At 61.7% G+C, this 21,780-nt stretch carries 24 protein-coding genes; 12 read left to right on the top strand and 12 right to left on the bottom strand.

Annotated features, from left to right (window positions below):
- Positions 1-5: 5 nt before the first annotated feature.
- A complete protein-coding gene (gene mltA, locus I0K07_RS02605) occupies positions 6-1,250 on the bottom strand; it encodes a murein transglycosylase A (RefSeq protein ID WP_338041011.1) in 1,245 nt (414 codons plus the stop codon).
- Entirely contained in the window at positions 1,234-1,863 is a 630-nt protein-coding gene (locus I0K07_RS02600; RefSeq protein ID WP_203291105.1) for a Tim44/TimA family putative adaptor protein, read from the bottom strand. Before I0K07_RS02600 ends, mltA begins: the two co-directional genes overlap by 17 nt.
- A gap of 185 nt (positions 1,864-2,048) precedes the next feature.
- Between I0K07_RS02600 and secB the strand changes: the two genes are divergently transcribed.
- Positions 2,049-2,576 (top strand): protein-export chaperone SecB, encoded by a 528-nt coding sequence (secB, locus tag I0K07_RS02595; protein WP_203291104.1) that lies wholly within the window; start codon positions 2,049-2,051, stop codon positions 2,574-2,576.
- A 4-nt stretch (positions 2,577-2,580) separates the two neighbouring features.
- Here the strand turns inward: secB and dnaQ are convergent, their stop codons facing one another.
- The 5 genes from dnaQ to I0K07_RS02570 are packed head-to-tail and all read right to left on the bottom strand — an operon-like array spanning position 2,581 to position 6,170.
- A complete protein-coding gene (gene dnaQ / locus I0K07_RS02590) occupies positions 2,581-3,279 on the bottom strand; it encodes a DNA polymerase III subunit epsilon (protein ID WP_203291103.1) in 699 nt (232 codons plus the stop codon).
- Positions 3,280-3,314: 35 nt separating this feature from the next.
- Complete coding sequence (coaE, locus tag I0K07_RS02585; protein ID WP_203291102.1) at positions 3,315-3,902, bottom strand: dephospho-CoA kinase; 588 nt, start codon at positions 3,900-3,902, stop codon at positions 3,315-3,317.
- Positions 3,899-4,747: a shikimate dehydrogenase gene (aroE, locus tag I0K07_RS02580; RefSeq protein ID WP_203291101.1), complete on the bottom strand. Its 849-nt coding sequence runs from the start codon at positions 4,745-4,747 to the stop codon at positions 3,899-3,901. Before aroE ends, coaE begins: the two co-directional genes overlap by 4 nt.
- Positions 4,744-5,334 carry a Maf family protein gene (locus I0K07_RS02575; protein ID WP_203291100.1) on the bottom strand — a complete coding sequence of 197 codons (591 nt, stop codon included), beginning with the start codon at positions 5,332-5,334 and terminating at the stop codon, positions 4,744-4,746. Before I0K07_RS02575 ends, aroE begins: the two co-directional genes overlap by 4 nt.
- A complete protein-coding gene (locus tag I0K07_RS02570; protein ID WP_203291099.1) occupies positions 5,331-6,170 on the bottom strand; it encodes a pyruvate, water dikinase regulatory protein in 840 nt (279 codons plus the stop codon). The genes I0K07_RS02575 and I0K07_RS02570 overlap by 4 nt, the downstream gene beginning before the upstream one ends.
- A 458-nt stretch (positions 6,171-6,628) precedes the next feature.
- Between I0K07_RS02570 and hemE the strand changes: the two genes are divergently transcribed.
- The 4 genes from hemE (at position 6,629) to rho (ending at position 10,734) form a co-directional block, all read left to right on the top strand.
- On the top strand, positions 6,629-7,666 hold the full coding sequence (hemE, locus tag I0K07_RS02565) for a uroporphyrinogen decarboxylase (RefSeq protein ID WP_203291098.1): 1,038 nt from the start codon (positions 6,629-6,631) through the stop codon (positions 7,664-7,666).
- Between the two features lie 15 nt (positions 7,667-7,681).
- Entirely contained in the window at positions 7,682-8,743 is a 1,062-nt protein-coding gene (gene hemH / locus I0K07_RS02560; RefSeq protein WP_203291097.1) for a ferrochelatase, read from the top strand.
- On the top strand, positions 8,740-9,195 hold the full coding sequence (locus I0K07_RS02555; RefSeq protein WP_203291096.1) for a CopD family protein: 456 nt from the start codon (positions 8,740-8,742) through the stop codon (positions 9,193-9,195). Before hemH ends, I0K07_RS02555 begins: the two co-directional genes overlap by 4 nt.
- Positions 9,196-9,429: 234 nt before the next feature.
- Positions 9,430-10,734 carry a transcription termination factor Rho gene (gene rho / locus I0K07_RS02550; RefSeq protein WP_420828471.1) on the top strand — a complete coding sequence of 435 codons (1,305 nt, stop codon included), beginning with the start codon at positions 9,430-9,432 and terminating at the stop codon, positions 10,732-10,734.
- Between the two features lie 75 nt (positions 10,735-10,809).
- Here rho and I0K07_RS02545 read toward each other — a convergent pair whose 3' ends face one another.
- Both I0K07_RS02545 and I0K07_RS02540 read right to left on the bottom strand, forming a co-directional pair.
- Positions 10,810-11,784: a quinone oxidoreductase family protein gene (locus tag I0K07_RS02545; protein WP_203291095.1), complete on the bottom strand. Its 975-nt coding sequence runs from the start codon at positions 11,782-11,784 to the stop codon at positions 10,810-10,812.
- A 3-nt stretch (positions 11,785-11,787) separates the two neighbouring features.
- Positions 11,788-12,678, bottom strand: coding sequence for a glycerophosphodiester phosphodiesterase family protein (locus I0K07_RS02540; RefSeq protein ID WP_203291094.1), 891 nt, complete (start codon positions 12,676-12,678; stop codon positions 11,788-11,790).
- A gap of 151 nt (positions 12,679-12,829) precedes the next feature.
- Between I0K07_RS02540 and I0K07_RS02535 the strand changes: the two genes are divergently transcribed.
- Entirely contained in the window at positions 12,830-13,456 is a 627-nt protein-coding gene (locus tag I0K07_RS02535) for a glutathione S-transferase family protein (RefSeq protein WP_203291093.1), read from the top strand.
- A 3-nt stretch (positions 13,457-13,459) separates the two neighbouring features.
- Here I0K07_RS02535 and I0K07_RS02530 read toward each other — a convergent pair whose 3' ends face one another.
- On the bottom strand, positions 13,460-14,158 hold the full coding sequence (locus tag I0K07_RS02530; RefSeq protein ID WP_203291092.1) for a dienelactone hydrolase family protein: 699 nt from the start codon (positions 14,156-14,158) through the stop codon (positions 13,460-13,462).
- A 53-nt stretch (positions 14,159-14,211) separates the two neighbouring features.
- On the opposite strand from I0K07_RS02530, the gene I0K07_RS02525 reads away from it, so the two are divergent.
- From I0K07_RS02525 to I0K07_RS02500, 6 genes are all read left to right on the top strand, one after another.
- Positions 14,212-14,463, top strand: a complete 252-nt coding sequence (locus I0K07_RS02525; RefSeq protein ID WP_203291091.1) for a DUF6489 family protein — start codon at positions 14,212-14,214, stop codon at positions 14,461-14,463.
- Between the two features lie 32 nt (positions 14,464-14,495).
- Positions 14,496-15,812, top strand: coding sequence for a tRNA uridine-5-carboxymethylaminomethyl(34) synthesis GTPase MnmE (gene mnmE / locus I0K07_RS02520; RefSeq protein WP_203291090.1), 1,317 nt, complete (start codon positions 14,496-14,498; stop codon positions 15,810-15,812).
- A 135-nt stretch (positions 15,813-15,947) separates the two neighbouring features.
- The gene (gene mnmG, locus I0K07_RS02515; protein WP_203291089.1) at positions 15,948-17,807 is read left to right on the top strand and encodes a tRNA uridine-5-carboxymethylaminomethyl(34) synthesis enzyme MnmG; all 1,860 of its coding nucleotides are present in this window, start codon (positions 15,948-15,950) and stop codon (positions 17,805-17,807) included.
- Positions 17,808-18,431, top strand: a complete 624-nt coding sequence (gene rsmG, locus I0K07_RS02510) for a 16S rRNA (guanine(527)-N(7))-methyltransferase RsmG (protein WP_203291088.1) — start codon at positions 17,808-17,810, stop codon at positions 18,429-18,431.
- Positions 18,421-19,260 carry an AAA family ATPase gene (locus I0K07_RS02505; RefSeq protein ID WP_203291087.1) on the top strand — a complete coding sequence of 280 codons (840 nt, stop codon included), beginning with the start codon at positions 18,421-18,423 and terminating at the stop codon, positions 19,258-19,260. Before rsmG ends, I0K07_RS02505 begins: the two co-directional genes overlap by 11 nt.
- The gene (locus tag I0K07_RS02500; protein ID WP_203291086.1) at positions 19,257-20,177 is read left to right on the top strand and encodes a ParB/RepB/Spo0J family partition protein; all 921 of its coding nucleotides are present in this window, start codon (positions 19,257-19,259) and stop codon (positions 20,175-20,177) included. Before I0K07_RS02505 ends, I0K07_RS02500 begins: the two co-directional genes overlap by 4 nt.
- A 55-nt stretch (positions 20,178-20,232) precedes the next feature.
- On the opposite strand, the gene holA is transcribed toward I0K07_RS02500, so the two are convergent.
- Complete coding sequence (holA, locus tag I0K07_RS02495; RefSeq protein WP_203291085.1) at positions 20,233-21,285, bottom strand: DNA polymerase III subunit delta; 1,053 nt, start codon at positions 21,283-21,285, stop codon at positions 20,233-20,235.
- A complete protein-coding gene (gene lptE, locus I0K07_RS02490; RefSeq protein WP_203291084.1) occupies positions 21,282-21,776 on the bottom strand; it encodes an LPS assembly lipoprotein LptE in 495 nt (164 codons plus the stop codon). Before lptE ends, holA begins: the two co-directional genes overlap by 4 nt.
- Positions 21,777-21,780 lie beyond the last annotated feature (4 nt).

Below are 21,780 nucleotides of genomic sequence, written 5' to 3'. Positions count from 1 at the left end.
CCCGGTCAGACCGGGTCCTGTGCGGCGAACAGGCGCGCCACGACCGTGTGCGGGAGAAGCAGGGTCCAGCCGGCATCGCCGCGCGTGCTGCCGGCCCGGCGTTCTGCGGTCTCACCCCAGCCCCAGAAGAAGTCGGCCCGAAGCGGACCGGTAATCGCACCGCCCGCATCCTGGGTAATCACCAGTCCGGCCCAGTCGCCCAGTTCCGGCAGGGCGGACGCTTCCATCCAGACCGGCACACCATGAGCATGATGGGCCGGGTCCACCGCAATTGAGGCCATCGGCGTCAGCGCGACACCGGATGACCCGTTCGGACCCAGATCCGGATCGGATAATTCCTGTGTCTGGAAAAAGACATAGCGCGGATTCACGGCGAAGAGCTCGGCGGTCGCTTCCGGTCCGTTCTCGTTCAGCCAGGCCTCGATACCGGCCTTTGAAGCCGCATGGGCCTCCAGCTCGCCGCGCTGGATCAGCTCGCGGCCGATGGAGCGGTAGGGCAGGCCATTATGCGCCGCAAAGGCGGCGCGTTCCTGGTGACCATCGGGAAAGACCAAGCGGCCGGATCCCTGGATCTGCAGGAAGAAGACGTCGATCGGACGGCCCCAGGCAAAGATTTCGCCGGCATTCTCGGCCTCGATTTCGGCGCGGTCCTTGTAGAGGACGAGCCGTCCATTCTCGACTTCGCCGACAATGCGGTGGCCGGACAAGTCCGGATCGAACAAGCCCAGATCCACGGTCACCAGGTCATCGGGACGGCGGCGCAGCGGCTGGGTGAATTCACCGCCCGGCATGTCCCGGACTTCCACGAAGGGTTCGTAATACCCGGTCAGACGGCCGGTGAGGCCGGTTTCTCCCGTTTCCGGATCCAGGGATCGGGCCCGGGCGGGTGTAAAGACATGTTCGAAAAATGTGCGGATCTCGGCCGGGTCTTCGCCCACAAACAGAGCGGTATCGCAGGCCGGACGCCAATCCCCGATACGACCCGCCCAAGGCGCCCGCGCACTCAAGGGCTCGTCATCAGCGCGATTGGCGATGCGGGCGCAGCTGCGGCGGAAGGCGGCCAGGGCCGGTGTCAGGTCTGCCTCGCCCCAACCCGGCAGGTCGGCCCAGTCCGCTGGCAGGAAATCCAGCGCACTCGGTGTATAGACAGGCGCTTCCGGTTGGTCCGGCTCAGGCTCAGGACGGGGCTGGCAGGCGGCCAGGACAAGAGCGGCACAGGCCGCAAGCGCGAAATCAGGCCGTCGCAACACGAACCAGGACCCAGTTCGGATTGGCTGTATCGGTGCGGCGCTCGAAAACCCAATCCTCATGCACCGTGGCCAGACGGGAAAAATCGCCCGCAATGACAGCCCCGGCATCATCTTGGGTTTCCGTGGCGATCTCGGCATCGAAATGCACCTTGATCGTGGCGGTGTGATCGGCATGGCCCGCCTCGATAATATCGGCCTTGCGGATGCGCTCGATTTCCGTGCGCACTTTTTCGCCCTTCACTTCGCGTTGGGCGATCGCCGTCTCATAACGCTCATAAACCCGCGGAGCCAGGAGGCCCTTGAGCGTGTCGCGATCGCCCTTGGCGAAGGCTTCCACGATCATTTCATAGGCCTTGCGCGCGCCATCCAGGAAGAGTTCCGGATCAAAACTGGAATCCACTTGGGCAATCGCTTCCAGACCTGCCGCCGCAGGGCCCTCAAACGCCGGACGCAAATGGCTGGCGGCCGCTGCATCGGACCGTTTTGCCGCGTCCAGATCCCGCGGAGCCGGGGCTTCCATATGTCCTTCCCGGCGCCCCAGCACGGAGTAGAGCCGGATGGCAAAGAACACCGCCACGGCACCAAAAAGCAGGGTTGAGAGAAGCTCGAACATCGGGTCCGCCTGTCTGGGGTTAGGGTCTGTCTCCTAGATATAGGGCCTAAACCGCGTCGCGTCAGCCACCCGCATGCGGTGCTCCTGCCTTGCCGCAACCGGGTGCGCATGCTAACCGCCCGGCTAGTTTTAGTTCAGCCTGAACAGGGCTGACCCTGTTTCACAGAACCCATCCGGGGACTCACATGACCGACGCACCGTCCACGCCCGCCGACACCCAAGCACCGACCCAGCCGCAACTTCGCGTGCTGGCGCAATATGTGAAAGACCTGTCCTTCGAGAATCCGGGTGCGCCCGATACGCTGCGTCCGGGCCAGCCGGCACCGGGTATCGACCTGTCGATCGACGTGAAAGCCCGTTCTCTGAGCGAAGACACGTTCGAAGTGGCCCTGTCGATCACGGCCCGGGCCGCGCGCGACCAGGAAGCCAAGGAAGTCGTCTTCATCGCCGAGCTGACCTATGCCGGCCTGTTCCAGATGGCCAATGTCGCTGACACCGAGCGTGAGCCGCTCCTGCTGATCGAGTGCCCGCGCCTGATCTTCCCGTATGCGCGCCGCGTCCTCGCCGACGCCACCCGCGACGGCAATTTCCCGCCGCTCATGCTCGAGCCGGTCGATTTCGCCCAACTCTACCGCCAGCAGCTCGCCCAGCGCGCAGCCGCCGCTCCGGGTTCCGCCCCGAACGGCAATGGCGATCCGGCGGCTGCCAACTAGGCCGTCAGTTCAACGTCAGGACTTTCCAGAGCGCGTTTTCGCCCATTTCGTCGACAAAGGCGGAATGGGCGGCGCGCTCTTCGTCTTTCAGGCGGGAAGCAAGGGGCCGCGGACGCGCCGGACGCGCCGGAAAGCTCACCTTGCCGCTGGTTGCCGTCTCGACGCCCTTGCCGGACAGGTCCAGCACCTGGGTCCGGCCGCCCGACAATTCCAGATAGACTTCAGCCAGCAGTTTGGCATCGATCAGGGCGCCGTGGACGTCACGCGTTTCCAGCGAAATATCAAAGCGTTTGCAGAGCGCGTCGAGCGAGACATAGGAGCCGGGGAATTTCGCCCGGGCGATCCGCGCCGTGTCCTTGAACCGGTCGTCCGGATAGATGTCGATGCCCAGGCGCGCCAATTCCATATTGATAAAACCGCGGTCGAAGGGCGCATTGTGCGCCACCATGACGGCATCACCGACAAAATCGACGAATTCCTGGGCCACATGCTCGAACAAGGGTTTGTCCTTGAGGAATTCCGTGGTCAGACCGGTGATCTTGACCACTTCCTCCGGCACTTCGCGCTGCGGATTCACATAAGTGTGGAAGGTGCGGCCCGTAGGGATGAAATCGATCACCTCGACACAGCCCAGTTCGGTGATCCGGTCACCGGTCTTGGGATCCAGCCCCGTGGTTTCGGTATCGAAGACGATTTCCCGCATATCCGCCCCTTATGCGCCGGCCCGGATGGAAAGCCCTATCCTGACAACTTCTTGACAATTCCGGCCACCTGCCGGCGTGCATCGTCCAAACCGCCCGAAGTTTCAACGATGTAGTCTGCCTGGTCCAGTTTGACCGAATCAGGTGTCTGACGCGCAATTATGGCGTCCAGCTTCTCTTCCGTCATGCCCGGACGCTGCAGGACCCGCGCCCGGCGTTCCGCCTGCGGTGCGTGCACCACAACCACGGCATCGACATGTTCATGCCCGCCCGTCTCGAACAGGAGCGGGACGTCAAGAATGACAAAAGCGGCACCAGCCTTGGACGCGTCATGGATGAAGTGCTCGCGGGCCTGAGCCACCAGGGGATGGACGATCGCCTCCAGGCGGGCAAAACCGGACGGGTCTTCGCGGAGTTGGGCCGACAGGGTTTCCCGATCCACGGCCCCTTCATGCACCACGCCCGGAAAGGCCTCGCCCACAGGCTCCACCGCCGATCCGCCGATATCATAGAGGTCATGGACACAGGCGTCGGAATCGAAGACCGGAATGCCCTGTTGCCGGAACAGTTTGGCCGTTGCCGACTTCCCCATGCCAATGGATCCGGTCAGGCCGACAATCTTCACGCCTTTTCTCCCAAGGCCTTAAGCAGGACAGGTCTCACCGGCGGCAGAATGGGCGCTTCGCGGCCATAGAAAGCCCGGAAACTCGGCCGGGCCTGGCCGATTAGCATGTCCAGCCCGTCCACAACCGTCAGACCGGCCTTGCGGGCATCCGCGAGATACTGGGTATTGAGCGGGGTATAGACACTGTCGAAGGCCACGGCTCCGGACCGGGCTTTTGACCAGTCCAGCTTCAGCGGCTGATCGCCATTGAGACCCAGAGCCGTGGCATTCACCACCAGATCCGCTTCGCCGAGGACATTGTCCTTCTGGTCCCAGTCGACCACGGCCGCCATCGGCGCAAGATCATCCACCAATTGCTCCGCGCGGCCCCTGGACCGGTTGGTGAGGATGAGACGGGAAATACCCGATGTCAGTAGGGCATAGACCAGAGCGCGCGCCGCACCGCCGGCGCCCAGGACCAGCGCTGTTGACTGCCGGTATTTGATATTTGCCGGTTTCAGAGCGGCCAGAAATCCCGGCGCATCGGTATTGTCAGCGTGAATCTTGTCGCCATCAAATGTCAGGAGGTTCGCCGCTCCGATCCGCTTGGCGGCATCACTGGCCGTATCGGCCAGGGCCAGCACTTTTTCCTTGTGCGGCAGGGTAACATTGACACCCATCAGCTGGGATTTCGCGATGCCGGCGAGAAAGACGTCGAGACCGGATGCTTCCACCGCGAAGGGCACATAGGCCGCATCCAGATCGAGCGCCTGGATCCAATGCCCCATCAATCGCGGTGACAAGGAGTGGGAGACCGGGCTGCCGATAACCCCGGCCAGATGCGCGGCTCCGCTGATCCCGTTCATGACACCAGCACTCCTTCTTGCCGCAAGGCGTGAAGGAGCGGCACGAGGGGCAGGCCGAGAATGGCATAATAGTCACCCTCGACCCGTTCGAACAATTGCGCGCCCAGACCCTCGAAGGCATAGGCGCCGACACTGGCCGTCAGGGCAAAACCGGCGCGTTCCAGATAAGAGTCCAGGAATTCATCAGAAAAATCACGAACATGCAGGGTCGATGTTTGCTGATGCGTCCAGACCGGCTGTCCATTCCTGTACAGCGCGAGGCCGGAATGCAGCTGGTGGGGCCGACCCCGCATGGACAGGAGGCGGTCGCGGGCAAGCGCGGCATCCGGCAATTTGTCCAGAAGCTGGCCATCGAGCTCCATCGTCTGGTCCGCGCCCAGCACAAGTGCGTCCGGGTGCTGTCGTGACACGGCTTCGGACTTCGCTTTGCCCAGCACAAGCGCCATATCGGCCGGCGACAGGTCGGAGCGTTCCGCCTTGATCACGGCTTCATCAACGTCCGGCCTGATCACTTCGAACGGGATTTCGGCATTTTCCAGAACCTGGCGGCGGATCTGGCTGCCGGAAGCGAGCACAAAACGCGTCATTTCGTCTGGTTCCGCTTTTCATTGAGAAGATTGATGATTTTCGCGGCTGTTTCCTCGATCGAGCGACGCGTCACATCAATCGTCGGCCATTTGTATTTGGCGTAGAGACGCTTGGCATGAAGGATTTCATCTTTCACGGCGAAATCATCAATGTAATCCGTGTCCCGATCTTCATTGAGGGACAAAAGACGATTGCGCCGGATCTGCACGATCCGCTCCGGCGAGGCGGTCAGGCCGACAACCAGCGGATTGCGCAGGCTGTAAATGGCTTCCGGGATCGGCACACCCTTCACCAGGGGAATGTTTGCGGCGCGAAACCCCCGGTGTGCCAGATAAATGCTGGTTGGCGTCTTGGAGGTCCGGCTGACACCCAGCAGAACGATATCGGCCGCTTCATAATCATCACCCTGGCCGTCATCATGGGCCATGGCGAAGTTGAGCGCGTCGATCCGGCGATAATATTCGGCATCCAGCGAGCGCTGGGCGCCGGCGCGGCTGGCGACCGGGCGGCCGAGATAGGCGGATAGGGTGGCCAACATGGGATCCAGCACGGCAATGGCCGGAATACCCAATTCCACGCATTTGGTTTCCAGTTCGCGGCGCAGATCCGGATTCACCACCGTATACATAACGATCCCGGGATAGGCGGCGATCTCATCGAACACGCGTTCCATCTGTCGCGATGACCTCACCAGGGCATACAAATGCTCGAGCGGATTGGTGCCTTCAAACTGGGCGACAGAGGCCCGCATCACTTCCATCAGGGTCTCCCCCGTGGAGTCGGAGACCATGTGGATGTGGAAACAGGTTTCGATGGTTTTGGTCGGAACACTCATCGGGCTCGCTTCCCCTGTTTCGCGTTTACGATCTGTTAACAAGTTGGGAAAACCGGGGACAGATCGGGCCGGCTTTCAGCACCCTGTGAGTAGTACCGGGTCTTACCCGCGCCAACCAACAAGACTTTCCACACGCCCGGCCCTTGTTGGCAAGCCTGTGGATGCATTTTGACAGTTCACGGCAGAAATCGGTTTTTCACACGGTAATTCACACACGCTTTCAAGGATAATTATCTGAAAACACATTCTTTTGTCCGGTTTTCCAATCGCCGTGGACAAAGCGGTGTGAATGTCTTTTCCGGCAGGAAGAATATGTCGATTACGGTATGACCGCATCTACCCACAGCTTCCACGGCCCCAACAAACACAACAAATAAAATCTATTAGATAGAAGGAATAAATGTGGGCGGTGAAAACACCGCATTGATCCTTCGTCCGCCTGTGCCTAATCAGACGGGATGACACAGAGTTCTGACAAACCCCTTCTCAAGGTTCTCGCAGGAGACGCCTTGTCCCCGCCTCCCGTCTGGCTCATGCGCCAGGCCGGCCGGTATCTTGCTGAATACCGCGAAGTCCGTGCGAAGGCTGGCGATTTCATCAAGTTCTGCTTTTCACCCGACATGGCTGCGGAAGTGACACTTCAGCCCATCCGGCGGTTCGGGTTTGATGCGGCCATCCTGTTCGCAGACATTCTTCTGATCCCGATCGCTTTGGGACGAAAGGTCTGGTTTGTCGCTGGCGAGGGGCCCAGGCTTGAACCCTTCGATCCGCGTCAATTCGAGGAACTGACGACGGATACGGTCCAGGAGGTACTGGGACCGGTGGGTGAGACCCTCAAGCGGGTGAAACCGGAACTGCCCGATGAAACCACGCTGATCGGCTTTGCAGGTGCCCCGTGGACGGTCGCGACCTACATGATCGAGGGTGGAGGCTCCAAGGACCGGTTTTCAGCGCGTGTCGCCGCCTGGCAGCATCCTGAAGCGTTTGACGGCATGTTAAACCGGATTGCCGATGCGACGGCCGAATATCTCGTCATGCAGGCGCATTGCGGTGCGGAAGTGCTCAAGATTTTCGACAGTTGGGCTGAAGGTCTGCCGGAGCCCCTGTTCGAGCGTGTCGTGATCAATCCGACCAAGCGGATTGTCGACAAGGTTCGCGCGGCCGGTGTGACCGTGCCGATCATCGGTTTCCCGCGGGGTGCCGGTTCCATGTATGCGCGCTATGCCCGGGAAACCGGTGTGAATGCTGTCGCGCTGGATACGGGCATGGACCCGGCCTATGCGCAGTCCATCCTGCCGGAAGGCATGCCGGTCCAGGGGCATCTGGACCCGGCCGTATTGCGGGCGGGCGGCGAGGCCCTGGATCGCGAAGCAGATCGTTTGCTGGATAGTTGGGCCGGCCGGCCCCATATCTTCAATCTGGGTCACGGAATTACCCCTGATGTCCCGGTTGATCATGTGCACCAATTGCTGCGCCGGATCCGGGAACGGGGCTGAAACACGGAGTGAGACGTGGAAAACGCTCGCCGAAAACTCGCTGTTGTCCTGTTCAATCTGGGCGGACCGGATGGACAGGATGATGTGCGCCCCTTCCTGCGCAATCTGTTCCGGGATCCGGCCATTATCCGGGCACCGGGATTGATCCGCGAAGCGCTGGCGCTGCTGATCTCCACGACGCGCGCCAAGGAAGCCAAGGCCAATTACGCCAAGATGGGCGGGGGATCGCCTCTGCTTGCGGAGACCCGCAAACAGGCAGACGCCCTCAAGGCCCAGCTGGATAGTGATCTGCCGGACTGGGAGATCGGTGTGTTTCCGGCGATGCGCTACTGGCATCCACTGACGGAGACGGTTGCCGGCGAGGTTTCGGACTGGGATCCGGATGAGTGCGTGCTCCTGCCGCTCTATCCGCAATATTCCACCACCACGACGGCTTCATCCTTCAACCGCTGGCGGGAGAGTGGCGGTCCGGAAACCCGGACCGTGTGTTGCTATCCGACAGAGCCGGCTTTCCTGGATGCCCATGCAGCCCTGATCCGCAAGACCTGGGAACAAGCCGGCCGTCCGGAGAATGTCCGCTTGCTCTTCTCGGCGCATGGTCTGCCCAAGACCGTCATCGAGGACGGTGATCCCTATCAGTGGCAGGTGGAAGAGACAGTGCGGGCCCTGATGCCGCAATTGCCGGAATTTCCCGATTGGGAGATTTGCTATCAATCCCGCGTGGGGCCGCTGGAATGGATCGGTCCGGCGACGGATGATGCCATTCGCAAGACGGCGGAAGACGGCAAGTCGGGCATTCTTCTCGTACCGATCGCCTTTGTGTCCGAACACATCGAAACCCTGGTCGAGCTGGATGAGGAATACGCGGAGATCGCCCATGAAGTGGGGATTTCCACCTATGTCCGCGTGCCGGCGCTGGGCCAGGACCCGGTCTTCATCGAGTCCCTTGCCACGATGGTGAAGACCGCTCTGGGCCGCAGCAGTGATGTTCAGCCTGATTGCGGACAGCGCATCTGTCCGGCTGAATGGGGCGAATGCCCCTGCCGGGCGAAAATGCTGGAATTGGAAAACGCATGATCCTTGCGGCGTATGATTGGCTGAAAGCCCTGCACATCCTGTCGATCATCGCCTGGATGGCGGGCTTGCTCTATCTGCCGCGGCTCTACGTCTACCATTGCGGCGCCATTCCGGGCGGCGAGCTGGATGAAACGCTGAAACAGCAGGAACGGCGCCTGCTCAAATTCATCATGAACCCGGCCATGATCGCGGCCTGGATTTTCGGTCTGCTCCTGATCTGGTCGAATGCGGAACGGGCCGGAGGCTGGTCGATCTTTGCCCATTGGGCCTGGACGGTGAAATTCCTGGCCGTGATCGCCATGACCGGCATCCATCATCTTTATGCCGTGCGCTTCAAACGCTTTCAGGACGGCACGAATGACTGGCCGGACAAGCGGTATCGCATGCTCAATGAAGTGCCCTTCCTTCTGGCCTTCATCATCGTACCCATCGTGGTCGTTGTCCTGAAATAAGTGGCCGGACGGTAGCAGTGCTTGACCTTGTGCACGTCGCATGGCAAGGCTTCAGGCAACTCCTTTTCAGGATCCCTTCTTTGCGTGACCCAGGACCTTTGTCCGACGGTGCGCCAGCCCATTCCACAGATCACGGGTCGCTTTGATATCAAACGGCACCCGGTTTGCTTGATCGCGATGGTTCCCACCTGATTTGTCCGGGAATCCCGCCCCTTCTGGCCGATAGATAGACACATGACCGAAGAAACTACGTCACACCCCCTGCTCGACGGTATCGAGCGGATGACGCTGCAAGACCTCAAGGAAAAGAAGCCGACCGAACTTCTCCAGTTCGCGGAAGCCCTTGAGATCGAGAACGCCTCTGCCCTGCGCAAACAGGGCATGATGTTCGCCATCCTGAAAGCCCTCGCCGAGCGCGATGTGGAAATCCATGGCGGCGGTGTGATGGAAGTGCTGCAGGACGGTTTCGGCTTCCTGCGCTCCCCGGAATCCAATTACCTCGCCGGTCCGGACGACATCTATGTGTCGCCGACCCAGATCCGCAAATTCGGCCTGCGGACGGGGGATACGGTGGAAGGCGAGATTCGCAGCCCGCGGGATGGCGAGCGCTATTTCGCCCTGCTCAAGGTCTCGCAGATCAATTTCCAGGACCCGGAAAGCGCCCGTCACAAGGTCCATTTCGACAATCTCACGCCGCTCTATCCCGAGAGCCGTTTCGTCATGGAGTCCCAGGACCCCACGGTGAAGGACCGTTCCGGTCGCGTGATCGACATGGTGGCTCCGCTCGGCAAGGGCCAGCGTGGTCTGATCGTGGCGCCGCCGCGGACCGGTAAGACGGTTCTGCTGCAGAACATCGCCCACTCGATCGAGAGCAATCATCCCGATTGCTATCTCATGGTCCTGCTGATCGATGAACGCCCGGAAGAAGTGACGGACATGCAGCGCACGGTGAAGGGTGAGGTGATCGCCTCCACCTTCGACGAGCCGGCTACGCGTCACGTCCAGGTTTCCGAAATGGTGATCGAAAAGGCCAAACGTCTGGTCGAACACGGCCGGGATGTGGTGATCCTGCTGGACTCCATCACGCGCCTGGGCCGGGCCTACAACACGGTGGTTCCGTCCTCTGGCAAGGTTCTCACCGGTGGTGTGGACGCCAATGCGCTGCAGCGTCCCAAGCGCTTCTTCGGTGCCGCACGGAATATCGAGAATGGCGGCTCACTGACCATTATCGCCACGGCGCTGATCGATACCGGTTCGCGCATGGACGAGGTGATCTTCGAAGAGTTCAAGGGTACGGGTAACTCGGAAATCGTGCTCGACCGGAAAGTCGCCGACAAGCGCGTCTTCCCGGCGATCGATATCCTCAAGTCCGGTACGCGTAAGGAAGAACTCCTTGTGGATCGCGGCCAGCTTCAGAAAATGTATGTCCTGCGCCGTATCCTCAACCCGATGGGTGCCCAGGATGCGATCGAGTTCCTGCTCGACAAGCTGCGCCAGACCAAGACGAATGATGAGTTCTTCGACTCGATGAACACATAACAGGATCGACCCGATCAAAAAGAACCCCCGGTGCCGAGCGCCGGGGGTTTTTCTTTGTCTTGTCGCCTGCCGTGATCAGGGCAGAAGAATGCTGGCCCCGACAGTTTTGCGGGCTTCCAGATCTTCATGGGCTTGGCGAGCGTCGGCGAGCTGACAGCGCTGGCCGATGGAACTGGTGACAGCACCGCGTTTCACAGCATCGAAGACATCGGCCGTATTGGCGGCCAGATCCTCATCCCGGGCGACATAGTGCATCAGGGTCGGACGGGTGACATAGAGCGAACCCTTGGCGGCCAGCAGGCCCAGATTGACGCCGGTCACCGGGCCGGAGGCATTGCCGAAACTGACCATGAGACCGCGCGGCTGGAGACAGTCGAGAGAGGCTTCGAATGTATCGGCACCCACGCCGTCATAGACAACCGGTACACCCTGGCCATCGGTCAGGGCGCGAACCTTTTCCGCGACATTCTCCCGGCTGTAATTGATCACATGGCTGGCGCCCATCTCTTTGGCGATAAGGCATTTTTCATCGGAGCCAGCCGTGCCGATCAGGGTGACACCCATATCCTTGGCCCATTGGCAGGCGATCTGGCCGACACCGCCGGCGGCGGCGTGGAAGAGAATGGTGTCGCCAGGCTGAACGGCGAAGCAATCCTTGAACAGGAAGCGGACGGTCATGCCTTTCAGCATCAGCGTGGCGGCTTGTTCATCGGACACGCCGTCAGGAATGAGGGCAACGCGGTTGGCCGGCAAATTGGCCGCCTGTGAATAGGCACCCAGGGGACCACTGCCATAGGCGATGCGATCGCCGGGCTTGAGGTGGGTCACCGCAGATCCCACTGCGTCCACAATGCCCGCCGCTTCCAGGCCGATCCCGGCTGGCAGGGGCAGGGGATAGAGACCGGAGCGGTGATATGTGTCGATGAAATTCACACCGATTGCGGTGTGACGCACGCGGACCTCGCCCGGGCCCGGATCGGGCAAATCGATATCAACCCACTGAAGAACCGATGGATCTCCGAATTCTGAAATGCGGATGGCTTTCGTCATGTCTCAATTCTCCGAATTCGCGACCGCACAGGCATCAATCTGGGCATGCAGGACAGCTGGGCCGCCCAGGGCCGCGACAGCGTCTTCAACATGGTCGATGGACAGAAGTTCGACACCGGCATTGCGGGCATCGGTGTAAAGACTGGTCGGGCCGGGTTCATGGCGGAAGAGACCGATCGAGGTCTCCAGATCCTCACCGGCAAACCGGGCGTCCCGGATCGCTTCGGACGGGTCCGTGCCGAGCCAGAGATAGGTCGTGTCGAGATTGACGCCGGCGGCGGACAGCGCGTCCGGATCATCGGGGGCTGACAGGACAAGGCCGGGATCCAGGGCGTGGATTGCGGCGGCGTCCTCGACGGAATAGGCGATGATTGCGACCAGGTCACGGGCATCAGCGGCCTCTATGGCGGTCACAATGGTATCAGCATCGATCGTTTTCAGATCCAGATTGAGGACAAGACCGGACTCCCGGGCAATCAGAAAGGCCTCAGACAGGGTCGGAATGCGGTCTTCCAGAATGACGCCATCGGGGTCCCGCAAATACAGGGCGGACAATTCTGCCCAGCTCAGGGTTTCGGCCGGACCCGCGCCGGTCGTGGTCCGGTCCAGCGTTTCGTCATGGAGCAGGAAAAGTTCGCCATCGGCACTCTGGCGCACATCGATCTCGGCATAGAGGACACCCAGGCCAGCGAGACGCTCCAGGCTGGACAGGGCGTTCTCGGCATAGCCGCTGGCGGGTCCGGCCCGGTGGGCGGCCAGCATGGCGACACCATGCTCCCGGAAACAGTCGAGCGCCAGAGCCGGAGCAGCCCGATCCACCGGGTCCGGCATGGCAGATGGTGAGCAAGCGGTCAGGGCGGTCGCCAGAAGGAGACAGGCGGTTGATTGTTTCATGTGAAACAGTCCTCGGTCGGAACGTATAAAGCCACGCATTGACGGTATCGGGTCACAAGACTGCATGTTGTCGATGCGTTCAATACGGGTTTCATTTCTTCCGGACGCGGGGCTCAATCCCGGCCACAGAAAAGCAAGGGAGGTCGATCTGATGACAGCGAATTTGAAGCTCTATCATGCGCCGCGGACCCGGTCCGTTCGGGTGCGCTGGTTGCTGGAGGAAATGGGGTTGGCGCATGAGGTGGTCCCGGTGGCCTTCGACAAGCGGCCGGCGGGAGACGAGGCCTATGCGAAGATCAATCCCATGCGGAAGGTCCCGGCCTTTGAGGCTGATGGCGAAATCCTGGTGGAATCCCTGGCCATCATGGAGTTCATCATGAACCGGTACGGACCGACGGATCTCCAGCCCGCCGTGGATGACCCGGATTACGGACGCTATCTGCAATGGTTCCATTTCGGCGAGGCTGGCTTGTGTGTCGGTGTGAACATGGTCTTGGGCCACACCTTCCTCCTGCCGGAAAAAGCGCGAAACCCCGCTATCGCCGCCTGGGCCTGGAGCGAAACCCTCAAGGGTCTGGAATTTATAGGAAATCACGGACTGGCTGACAGCGAGTATCTGGCGGGCGACCGCTTCACGGCCGCCGATATCTCCGTGGGCTACATGCTCTATCTTCTTAAATTAATTGGGAAATTGGGTGATGCGCCGGAGAATGTCCAAGCTTATTTCAAGCGCATCACCGCGCGGGAAAGCTGGGCCGTGGCCAGTGCGGTCGACTGACCGCTAGCCCAGATTAGCTTTGAGAAAATCGCGCGTGCGCTGGTTCGCCAGGGCCGCGCTTTTTTCATTGTAGTGATCGCCCTCCGGCCGGGCGAAAGCGTGATCATCCTCGGGATAGTCAAACAGCGTCACCTGGGGGTGATCATCGAGCCCGGCATGCAAGGCTGCCTGGGCCTCGGGCGGAACAAACTGGTCCTTGCCGGCAATGTGGAGCATGAGCGGCTTGGCGATATTGGCCGCCTCGTCCAGCCGATCCTGGATCGACACGCCATAATAGCCGACGCAGGCATCGCTGTCGGTACGGGCTGCGGTGAGATAGGCCAGCAGGCCACCCAGGCAATAACCGATGGCGCCAACCTTGCCGGTACAGTTATCCATGCCGCGCAGATGGGTGATCGTGGCGGAAATATCCTCAATCCCGGTATCCGGGTTGAAGGCCTGCATCAGGGAGAAGGCCTTTTTCCACTCCGCCTCGCTCTTGTCGGTGATGTCGACCCCCGGCTCGATCCGCCAGAACAGGTCGGGACAAAGCGCCACGAAACCGGCCTCGGCGAGTTGGTCGCAACGATCCCGCATCACCTGGTTCACCCCGAAGATCTCCTGCAGGACGACCACGCCGGGCCCCTTGCCGGAGGCGGGTGTGGCGAGATAGGCGGAGAAGTCTCCGGCCGGACCAGTGATGCGGATATCTTGACCGGACATGTCGGGCTCCTGTTGAGTGCTCGGATCGGCAGTCAGCATCATTCGAGGCAGGCATGAAGGTCAATATCGAGATAGATTGTACCCCGGAAGAAGCCCGGACGTTTCTGGGCCTGCCGGACGTAAAGGCGTTCAACCAGATGATGATGGATGAAATGCTCCGGCGCGCCGAGGCGAACATGGATCAGATGGACCCGGAGGTCCTGATGAAACAATGGACAGCGTTCGGCGGTCAGATGACGAACCAATTCATGGATCTGATGCGTACGGCGTCCGGCGGTTCGACCGGCACCACCAAGAACCGTTAGACCCGCAAACAAAAGCCAGGGAGTCCACCATCGTGGACACAACGATTTATGCGCTGTCCACGCCGCCCGGCCGGTCCGGAGTTGCGGTGGTACGTCTGTCTGGCCTGGGGGCCGGGGGTATTCTCGACGCGCTGGCCGGTTTGCCGCGTCCGGCACCCCGGCAGGCGGCATTGCGAACCCTGCGCTCGCCGGACGGGAGTCTGATCGATCGGGCCCTGGTACTCTGGTTTGCCGGACCGGCCAGCTTCACGGGCGAGGATTGCGCCGAGCTGCATTTGCATGGGGGTCCGGCCGTGATCGAGGCGGCGCTGGCGGCGCTGGACGAAGCCGGGGCCATCCCGGCCGAGCCGGGCGAGTTCACCCGGCGGGCTTTTGAAAACGACAAGCTGGACCTGACCGAGGCTGAAGGTCTGGCCGATCTCATTGAGGCCGAGACGGAGGGCCAGCGCATCCAGGCTCTGGCCCAGATGTCGGGATCCCTGAAGGCGCTCTATGAGGGCTGGCGGGAAGATCTGATCAGCGCCATGGCGTCGATTGAAGGCGAGATCGATTTCCCGGATGAAGAGGATGTGCCGGACGCGCTGTCTCATCGCGCCTATCAGCCGCTTTCCCAGCTGATCGCGTCCATGGAAGCGCATCTGGATGATGGCCGCCGGGGCGAGCGGGTTCGCACCGGGTTTTCCATCGCCCTGATCGGAGCGCCCAATGCGGGCAAGTCCAGCCTGCTCAACAAGCTGGCCCGCAGAGAAGCAGCCATCGTCACGGACATTCCGGGCACGACGCGGGATATTGTGGAGGTTCGCCTCACCATGGCCGGTTTTCCGGTCATTATTTCCGACACGGCGGGCCTGCGCGAGGCGGTCGATGCCATCGAGGCAGAAGGTGTGCGCCGGGCATTGGACCGGGCGGATAATGCGGATCTTCGGATCGGTGTGGTGGATGCGCGCTCCGATGCGGACCTGCTCGATCTGCGGGGCCGGCTGAAGGATGATGATCTCCTGGTCCTCAACAAGCTGGATCTGGCGCCGGAAAAATCGGCGGACGGGGCCTATCGTTTGAGTGCGAAGTCAGGGCAGGGCGTTGAGGCGCTGGAAGCCAGGATCGAGAAAATCGTCCAGGACCGGTTGAGTGCCCGGGAATTGCCGGCCTTGTCGCGGGCGCGCCATCGTCGGGCTGTCGAGACGGCTCTTCACGCCCTGGAGCGGTGCCGGGACCAATTGGCTATTGCGCCGGAACTGGCCGGAGAAGATGCCCGCCTGGCCGTGCGGGCCCTGGAAAGCCTGACGGGTCGGGTGGATGTCGAGGATATCCTCGATCGGGTCTTCAGCCAGTTCTGTATTGGCAAGTAGCGACCGCTTCACTGTTTCACGTGAAACACCGGGCTTTGCCCTCGACTCTGAACCCTGCGGGCATTATGTAAGCCGACCTTTCAGCGCCCCTTGCAGAGCGCGGTGCGAGACACGGTTTTCAGGGATATCGGGATCATGCAGTCCTGGGATGTCATCATCATTGGCGGCGGACATGCCGGCTGCGACGCAGCCGCGGCTTCGGCGCGTCTTGGTGCCCGGACGCTCCTGCTGACCCACAAGCTCGAGACAATCGGCGAGATGTCCTGCAATCCGGCGATTGGGGGGCTCGGCAAGGGTCATCTGGTCCGGGAGATCGACGCACTGGATGGTGTGATGGGCCGGGTGGCTGACGCATCCGGCATCCAGTTCCGCCTGCTCAATCGGTCCAAGGGTCCGGCTGTGCGCGGTCCGCGGACCCAGTCGGATCGGAAACTCTATCGCGAGGCGATGCAGGCGGAACTCAGCGGGACGCCAAACCTGGAGATCCGGGCGGCGGCGGTTGAGGACTTGATCCTCGATGGCGCGCGCTGTGTCGGTGTCGTGGATGAGGCGGGCATCGAATATCAGGCCAGCTCCGTTGTGCTGACCACAGGGACATTTCTGCGCGGGATTATCCACCGGGGCGCAGAGCGGATTCCGGCGGGCCGGTTCGGTGAAAAGCCGGCGATCGGTCTGGGCGAGCGGCTCTATGGGCTGAAGCTGCAGATGGGGCGGTTGAAAACGGGCACGCCGGCACGGCTTCGCCAATCCTCCATCGATTGGGACAGTCTGGACAAACAAGACGCAGATGAAGTCCCGGTTCCGTTTTCCTTCCTGACTGACCAGATCCGTGTGCCGCAGATTGCCTGCGCGATTACCCGGACCACGGAAGCCACGCACAAGATCATCGGCGACAATCTGGGCCAATCGGCGGTCTATAGCGGTGCCATTGCCGGCCGCGGACCGCGCTATTGTCCGTCCATCGAGGACAAGGTGGTGCGCTTTGCAGACCGGACCCAGCACCAGGTCTTCCTGGAGCCGGAGGGTCTGGACGACGATACGGTCTATCCCAATGGCATCTCCACCTCGTTGCCGGATGCGGTTCAGGACCAGTTTCTCCGAACCATTCCCGGTCTCGAGCAGGTCGAGGTGAAGCGCTATGGCTATGCGATCGAATACGACTATGTCGATCCGCGCGAACTCGATGCGACGCTTCAGGTCCGGGCTATTCCGGGGCTTTGGCTGGCGGGCCAGATCAATGGCACGACCGGGTATGAAGAGGCGGCGGCCCAGGGCGTGATGGCGGGTCTGAATGCGGGCCTGTCCGCTCAGGGTCGCGAGGCTTTCATTCTCAGCCGGTCCGATGCCTATATCGGTGTGATGATCGACGATCTGATCACCCGGGGTGTCAGCGAACCCTATCGGATGTTCACTTCTCGGGCTGAATACCGGCTGACCTTGCGGGCGGACAATGCCGACCAACGCCTTACCGAGAAGGCGATTGATCTGGGTGCGGCCTCTGTTTCACGTGAAACACGCTATCGCGAAAAGATGGAAGAGCTGGGCCAGGCCCGCGAAGCGGTTACGGCTTTGAGCCTGACGCCGAATGAGGCGCGGGCGCAGGGCCTGTCGGTCAATTCCGATGGCAAGCGCCGGACCGTGTCCGAGCTTCTGGCCTATCCGGATATTGATTGGGCAGATGTCTGCCGCGTCTGGCCGCAGCTGGAAACCCTGTCGCCCGCGGTCGCCGAACAGGTCGAGATCGATGCCCTCTATGCCGGCTATATCGATCGCCAGCAGGCCGACATTCTGGCCTTCCGCCGGGATGAGGCTGTGCGCTTGCCGCGGGACCTCGACTATACCCGCGTCGGTGGCCTGTCGAATGAGGCCCGCGAGAAGCTGGAGCGTGCGCGTCCGGAAACATTGGGCCAGGCGGCACGGATTGAAGGGGTCACGCCGGGCGCGCTGACGGCCGTGCTCGCGCATGTGAAACGGCTCAACAAAGAGGCCAGCTAGGTGGATCGCGAAGACTTTGCCCAAGCGACCGGTGTTTCACGTGAAACACTCGACGCGTTTGATCGCTGGCGTGAGCTCCTGGTGGAGACGAGCGCCCATACCAATCTCGTCAGTCGCAATACGCTGGACAGTTTCTGGGAGCGGCATGCGCTCGACAGCTATCAGCTGATGGAGCATGTGCCCTCCGATGTCCGCCTCATCGCCGATTTGGGCGCCGGGGCCGGCTTTCCGGGCATTGCCCTGGCTTTAGGCTTGCGCGAACGGGGTCAAAAAGCCCGGGTCGTGATGATCGACAGTGTCGGCAAGAAGGTCGCTTTCCTGCGCAAGGTGATCGCGGAACTGGGCCTCGACGCTGAGGCGCGGTCTGTGCGCGTGGAAACGCTCGATCCGGCAGAGGGTTTTGATCTGGTGACCGCCCGGGCCTTTGCGCCCTTGAATAAATTATTGGGCTATGCCGCTCCCTTGTTGAAAAACGGGGCTGAGGGCCTGTTCTTCAAGGGCCGACAATACCGCGATGAATTGACCGAGGCCGGTAAAAGCTGGACAGTTGAATATGACGTCATCCCCAGCCGAACGAGCGACGGGGTGATCCTGCATATGAAAGAGGTCGAGCGTGTCCGATGAAGTAGAGCGCCGCAGAGCGCCCCGTGTCATTGCCATAGCCAACCAGAAAGGCGGTGTCGGCAAGACGACGACCGCCATCAATCTGGGAACCGCGCTCGCCGCTATCCGTCAAAAAGTCGCGATCATCGATCTGGACCCCCAGGGCAATGCGTCCACGGGTCTCGGCGTGCCGCCGCAGGATCGAAAACTGACCGCCTATGACGTGCTGATCGAGGGCGACCCGCTCTCTTCGGCTCTGGTCAAGACCGTGGTTCCGGGCCTGTCCATCATCCCGTCCGACCAGCTGCTTTCCGGTGTGGAGCTGGAATTGGCAGACGACCAGCGCCGCTCCTATCGTCTCAAGCGGGCGATCGACAAGAGCCTGACCGATCTCAAGGGCGAAGCGCTCGACTATATCCTGATCGACTGTCCGCCTTCGCTGAATGTGCTGACGGTGAACTCCCTCACGGCTGCGGATTCCATCCTCGTGCCGCTGCAGTGCGAGTTTTTTGCCCTGGAAGGCCTGTCCCAACTCCTGCGTACGGTGGACCGGGTGCGGGGGCATCTCAATTCCCGCCTGGATATCCAGGGCGTGGTCCTGACCATGTATGACAGCCGCAATAATCTCTCGGCCGAAGTGGCCGCCGATGTTCGCGAGCATTTCGGTGACAAGGTCTACAAGACCATGATCCCGCGGAATGTGCGCGTGTCCGAGGCGCCCTCCGTGGGCAAGCCTGTCCTGCTTTATGATCTCCAATGTTCCGGCTCGCAGGCCTATATCAGCCTCGCCAAGGAAATCGTCCAGCAAGAGCGCAAGCGCCGCCGTGAAGAGCAGGGTGAAATCGCATGACTTCGACTGAAAAGAACCGCCGCCTGGGCCGGGGCCTGTCGGCCCTGCTCGGGGAATCCGAAACGGAAGGCTATTCCGCGCCGGCTGCCGATGCGGGTGAGACCGGAAAGCCCAGCCGGGATGGCGTTCGCACCCTGCCGATCGAGCTGATCCGGCCCAATCCGGACCAGCCGCGCAAGACGATGACCGAGGCGGAGCTTCAGGCCCTGTCGGACTCGATTGCGGAGAAAGGGATTGTCCAGCCGATCCTGGTGCGCCCGGTGGGTGAGGACAGCTACGAGATCGTCGCCGGTGAACGCCGCTGGCGTGCGGCCCAGAAGGCCCGCCTGCACGAGGTTCCAGCCCTGATCCGTGAGCTGACGGACCGTGAAACGCTAGAAATCGGTATTGTCGAGAATGTTCAGCGGGCTGATCTCAACCCGGTTGAAGAGGCTCAGGCCTATAAACAATTGATCGAGCGCTTCGGTCACACCCAGGAAGATGTCGCCCAGGCCGTTTCCAAGAGCCGCAGTCATGTTGCCAATATGGTGCGCCTCCTGGCCCTGCCGGATACCGTGCTGACATATCTTGCCAGAGGCCAGATTTCGGCCGGCCATGCGCGGGCGATCGCGAATGCGCCGGGTCCGGCAGCCCTGGCGGTTCTTATTGTCGAAAAAGGCCTGTCCGTCCGTGAGGCGGAGAAGCTGGCGCGGGATGCCCAGAATGGCGGTATCGAGACCAAGTCGGCCGGCAAGACGGCCGTGACGGGTGACAAGGATGCTGACACGCGCGCTCTGGAAGCTGATATTGCGGCGCGTCTGGGCCTCAATGTCGATATCCGGCATGGTGCCCGGGGCGGCGAGATCCGCGTTCAGTATCAGACACTGGAACAGCTGGACGATGTCTGCCGCCGTCTCAGCGGCCAGTCGCGCGCCTGATCCTTCTGACAGACAAGGGGTTTTCCGGCCCGGTCATACCCGGTCAGACCGGGTTTTAGCGCCGCATCTGGGCGGCGCCGCGGGCCAGTCTCAGCAAGAGCTCACTGACCAGGCTTTCAGCCGGAGAGCCGGAGCGCTTGACCTGGCGTTCCGCGTCAAAGGCGAGCTGGCGGGCATGTTCCAGGCGCCGGCCGCGCCAGACTGACATCTGCTGTTTGAATGCATTGGCTGGCGGACCGAAGCGCGGCACGCCGGCGCGGGCCATGGCCGCCTCATTGCCGCCAGCCGCCTGGACCGCCCCCAGCTGGTCAAGCCGGCGCTGCAGGGCGCGCAGGATGGCGACGGGATTTCCGCCCGCACTGACCGATCGGACATAGGCCTTGTCGGCTTCGGCGATCCGGCCGAGCAGGGCCGGTTCCAGAACGGCGTCCATCTGGGCCTCGCCCTGGTCGGCCGCGACGGCTTCGACATCCTCAAGCGTGATCGTGTCATCACCCGGTTCGCGCTGACCGGAGAGTCCCTTGTAGAGAATCAGCTTCTCGATCTCGCCGCGGGCCAGCGCCCGGTCACCTTCCAGCCGCGGCAGCCAATTCATGCGCGCATCGGGTGCAATCGCCAGATTTTCGCCCTTGAGTAGGTCGTCGACGAGGTTTCCGAGTGATTGGGCGGTATCGGCATAACATGCTATAGCATAAGCGTTTTTCGCTGGTTCGAAGGTTTTTCGAAGCTTCCCTCGCGGCGTTAGATCCCCGGACTCGACCACCAGGACGGTTTGCGGCGCCACAGAGCCGCTCTCCAGATCAGAAATATAGTCGATAATCGGTCCGCTTCCGGTCTCGCCGGACAGGCGGACCCGGACGAGCCGCTGACCGCCGGTCAGGGACATCGCCGCCATCGCATCGGCGAGCGCAGCCGGATCGGATTTGAGATCCTCTTCGGTCAGCTGGGTCAGCGCGAAGGGATCGTCCGGATCTTCCAGAACGGATTTGACGAGCGTCGACGCCCGCTCATGGGCGAGGCCTCGGTCGGGACCGTAGATCAGATACGCCTTGATCGCCGGGTCGGGATTTTTGACCCGTGCATCGGCATCGCGGGCCTGAACCTTCACGAGCCGTCCATATTGTGGAGCGCGCGCAGCAGCTGGGCTGTGATCTGTTCAGCGGCCATGTCCGCCGCGCGTTCTTCGGCATCCTGTTCGGAGACGAGGGCCGAATAGGGCGAGTTGGACAAATCATAGGACGCAGAGCCACTCGCGCGTCCGGTCAGAACCGGATCGATTTCACCGGTCCGGTAGACCGCATAATCGACTCGCAGCCGGATCGTGTAACGACGGACAACGGCATCGGCACCGATGCCGAGCGGAATGGAGCTCTGGCGAACCTCGGCCCGCAATTGATACAGCTCGCGCCCGTGGCGGGCGTCCATGGCATCCAGCAGGGCTTGCTGCAGCAGGAAGTCGATCCGCTCTTCGCCGGTCACAACGGCAATGTCGGACAGGACCGCAGCGCGACCGTCCTGACCATACATGGGCGTGAACCCGCATGCGCCCAGACCGAGCGTGGCGGTCAGGGCCAAACTGGCCAGAAGAGTACGGCGCATGCGC

It is taken from the genome of Maricaulis parjimensis, assembly GCF_016817355.1.
Lineage (GTDB): Bacteria > Pseudomonadota > Alphaproteobacteria > Caulobacterales > Maricaulaceae > Maricaulis > Maricaulis parjimensis.
The sequence above is the reverse complement of the archived record's forward strand: the minus strand, read 5'-3'. Positions and strand labels throughout refer to the sequence as shown.

Bases quoted from the DNA above. Each gene is read 5' to 3' on its own strand.
- I0K07_RS02600 (WP_203291105.1), bottom strand. From the start codon at position 1,863: ATGTTCGAGCTTCTCTCAACCCTGCTTTTTGGTGCCGTGGCGGTGTTC.
- secB (WP_203291104.1), top strand. From the start codon at position 2,049: ATGACCGACGCACCGTCCACGCCCGCCGACACCCAAGCACCGACCCAG.
- dnaQ (WP_203291103.1), bottom strand. From the start codon at position 3,279: ATGCGGGAAATCGTCTTCGATACCGAAACCACGGGGCTGGATCCCAAG.
- aroE (WP_203291101.1), bottom strand. From the start codon at position 4,747: ATGAACGGGATCAGCGGAGCCGCGCATCTGGCCGGGGTTATCGGCAGC.
- I0K07_RS02575 (WP_203291100.1), bottom strand. From the start codon at position 5,334: ATGACGCGTTTTGTGCTCGCTTCCGGCAGCCAGATCCGCCGCCAGGTT.
- I0K07_RS02570 (WP_203291099.1), bottom strand. From the start codon at position 6,170: ATGAGTGTTCCGACCAAAACCATCGAAACCTGTTTCCACATCCACATG.
- hemE (WP_203291098.1), top strand. From the start codon at position 6,629: ATGACACAGAGTTCTGACAAACCCCTTCTCAAGGTTCTCGCAGGAGAC.
- I0K07_RS02555 (WP_203291096.1), top strand. From the start codon at position 8,740: ATGATCCTTGCGGCGTATGATTGGCTGAAAGCCCTGCACATCCTGTCG.
- rho (WP_420828471.1), top strand. From the start codon at position 9,430: ATGACCGAAGAAACTACGTCACACCCCCTGCTCGACGGTATCGAGCGG.
- I0K07_RS02545 (WP_203291095.1), bottom strand. From the start codon at position 11,784: ATGACGAAAGCCATCCGCATTTCAGAATTCGGAGATCCATCGGTTCTT.
- I0K07_RS02540 (WP_203291094.1), bottom strand. From the start codon at position 12,678: ATGAAACAATCAACCGCCTGTCTCCTTCTGGCGACCGCCCTGACCGCT.
- I0K07_RS02535 (WP_203291093.1), top strand. From the start codon at position 12,830: ATGACAGCGAATTTGAAGCTCTATCATGCGCCGCGGACCCGGTCCGTT.
- I0K07_RS02530 (WP_203291092.1), bottom strand. From the start codon at position 14,158: ATGTCCGGTCAAGATATCCGCATCACTGGTCCGGCCGGAGACTTCTCC.
- I0K07_RS02525 (WP_203291091.1), top strand. From the start codon at position 14,212: ATGAAGGTCAATATCGAGATAGATTGTACCCCGGAAGAAGCCCGGACG.
- mnmG (WP_203291089.1), top strand. From the start codon at position 15,948: ATGCAGTCCTGGGATGTCATCATCATTGGCGGCGGACATGCCGGCTGC.
- I0K07_RS02500 (WP_203291086.1), top strand. From the start codon at position 19,257: ATGACTTCGACTGAAAAGAACCGCCGCCTGGGCCGGGGCCTGTCGGCC.
- lptE (WP_203291084.1), bottom strand. From the start codon at position 21,776: ATGCGCCGTACTCTTCTGGCCAGTTTGGCCCTGACCGCCACGCTCGGT.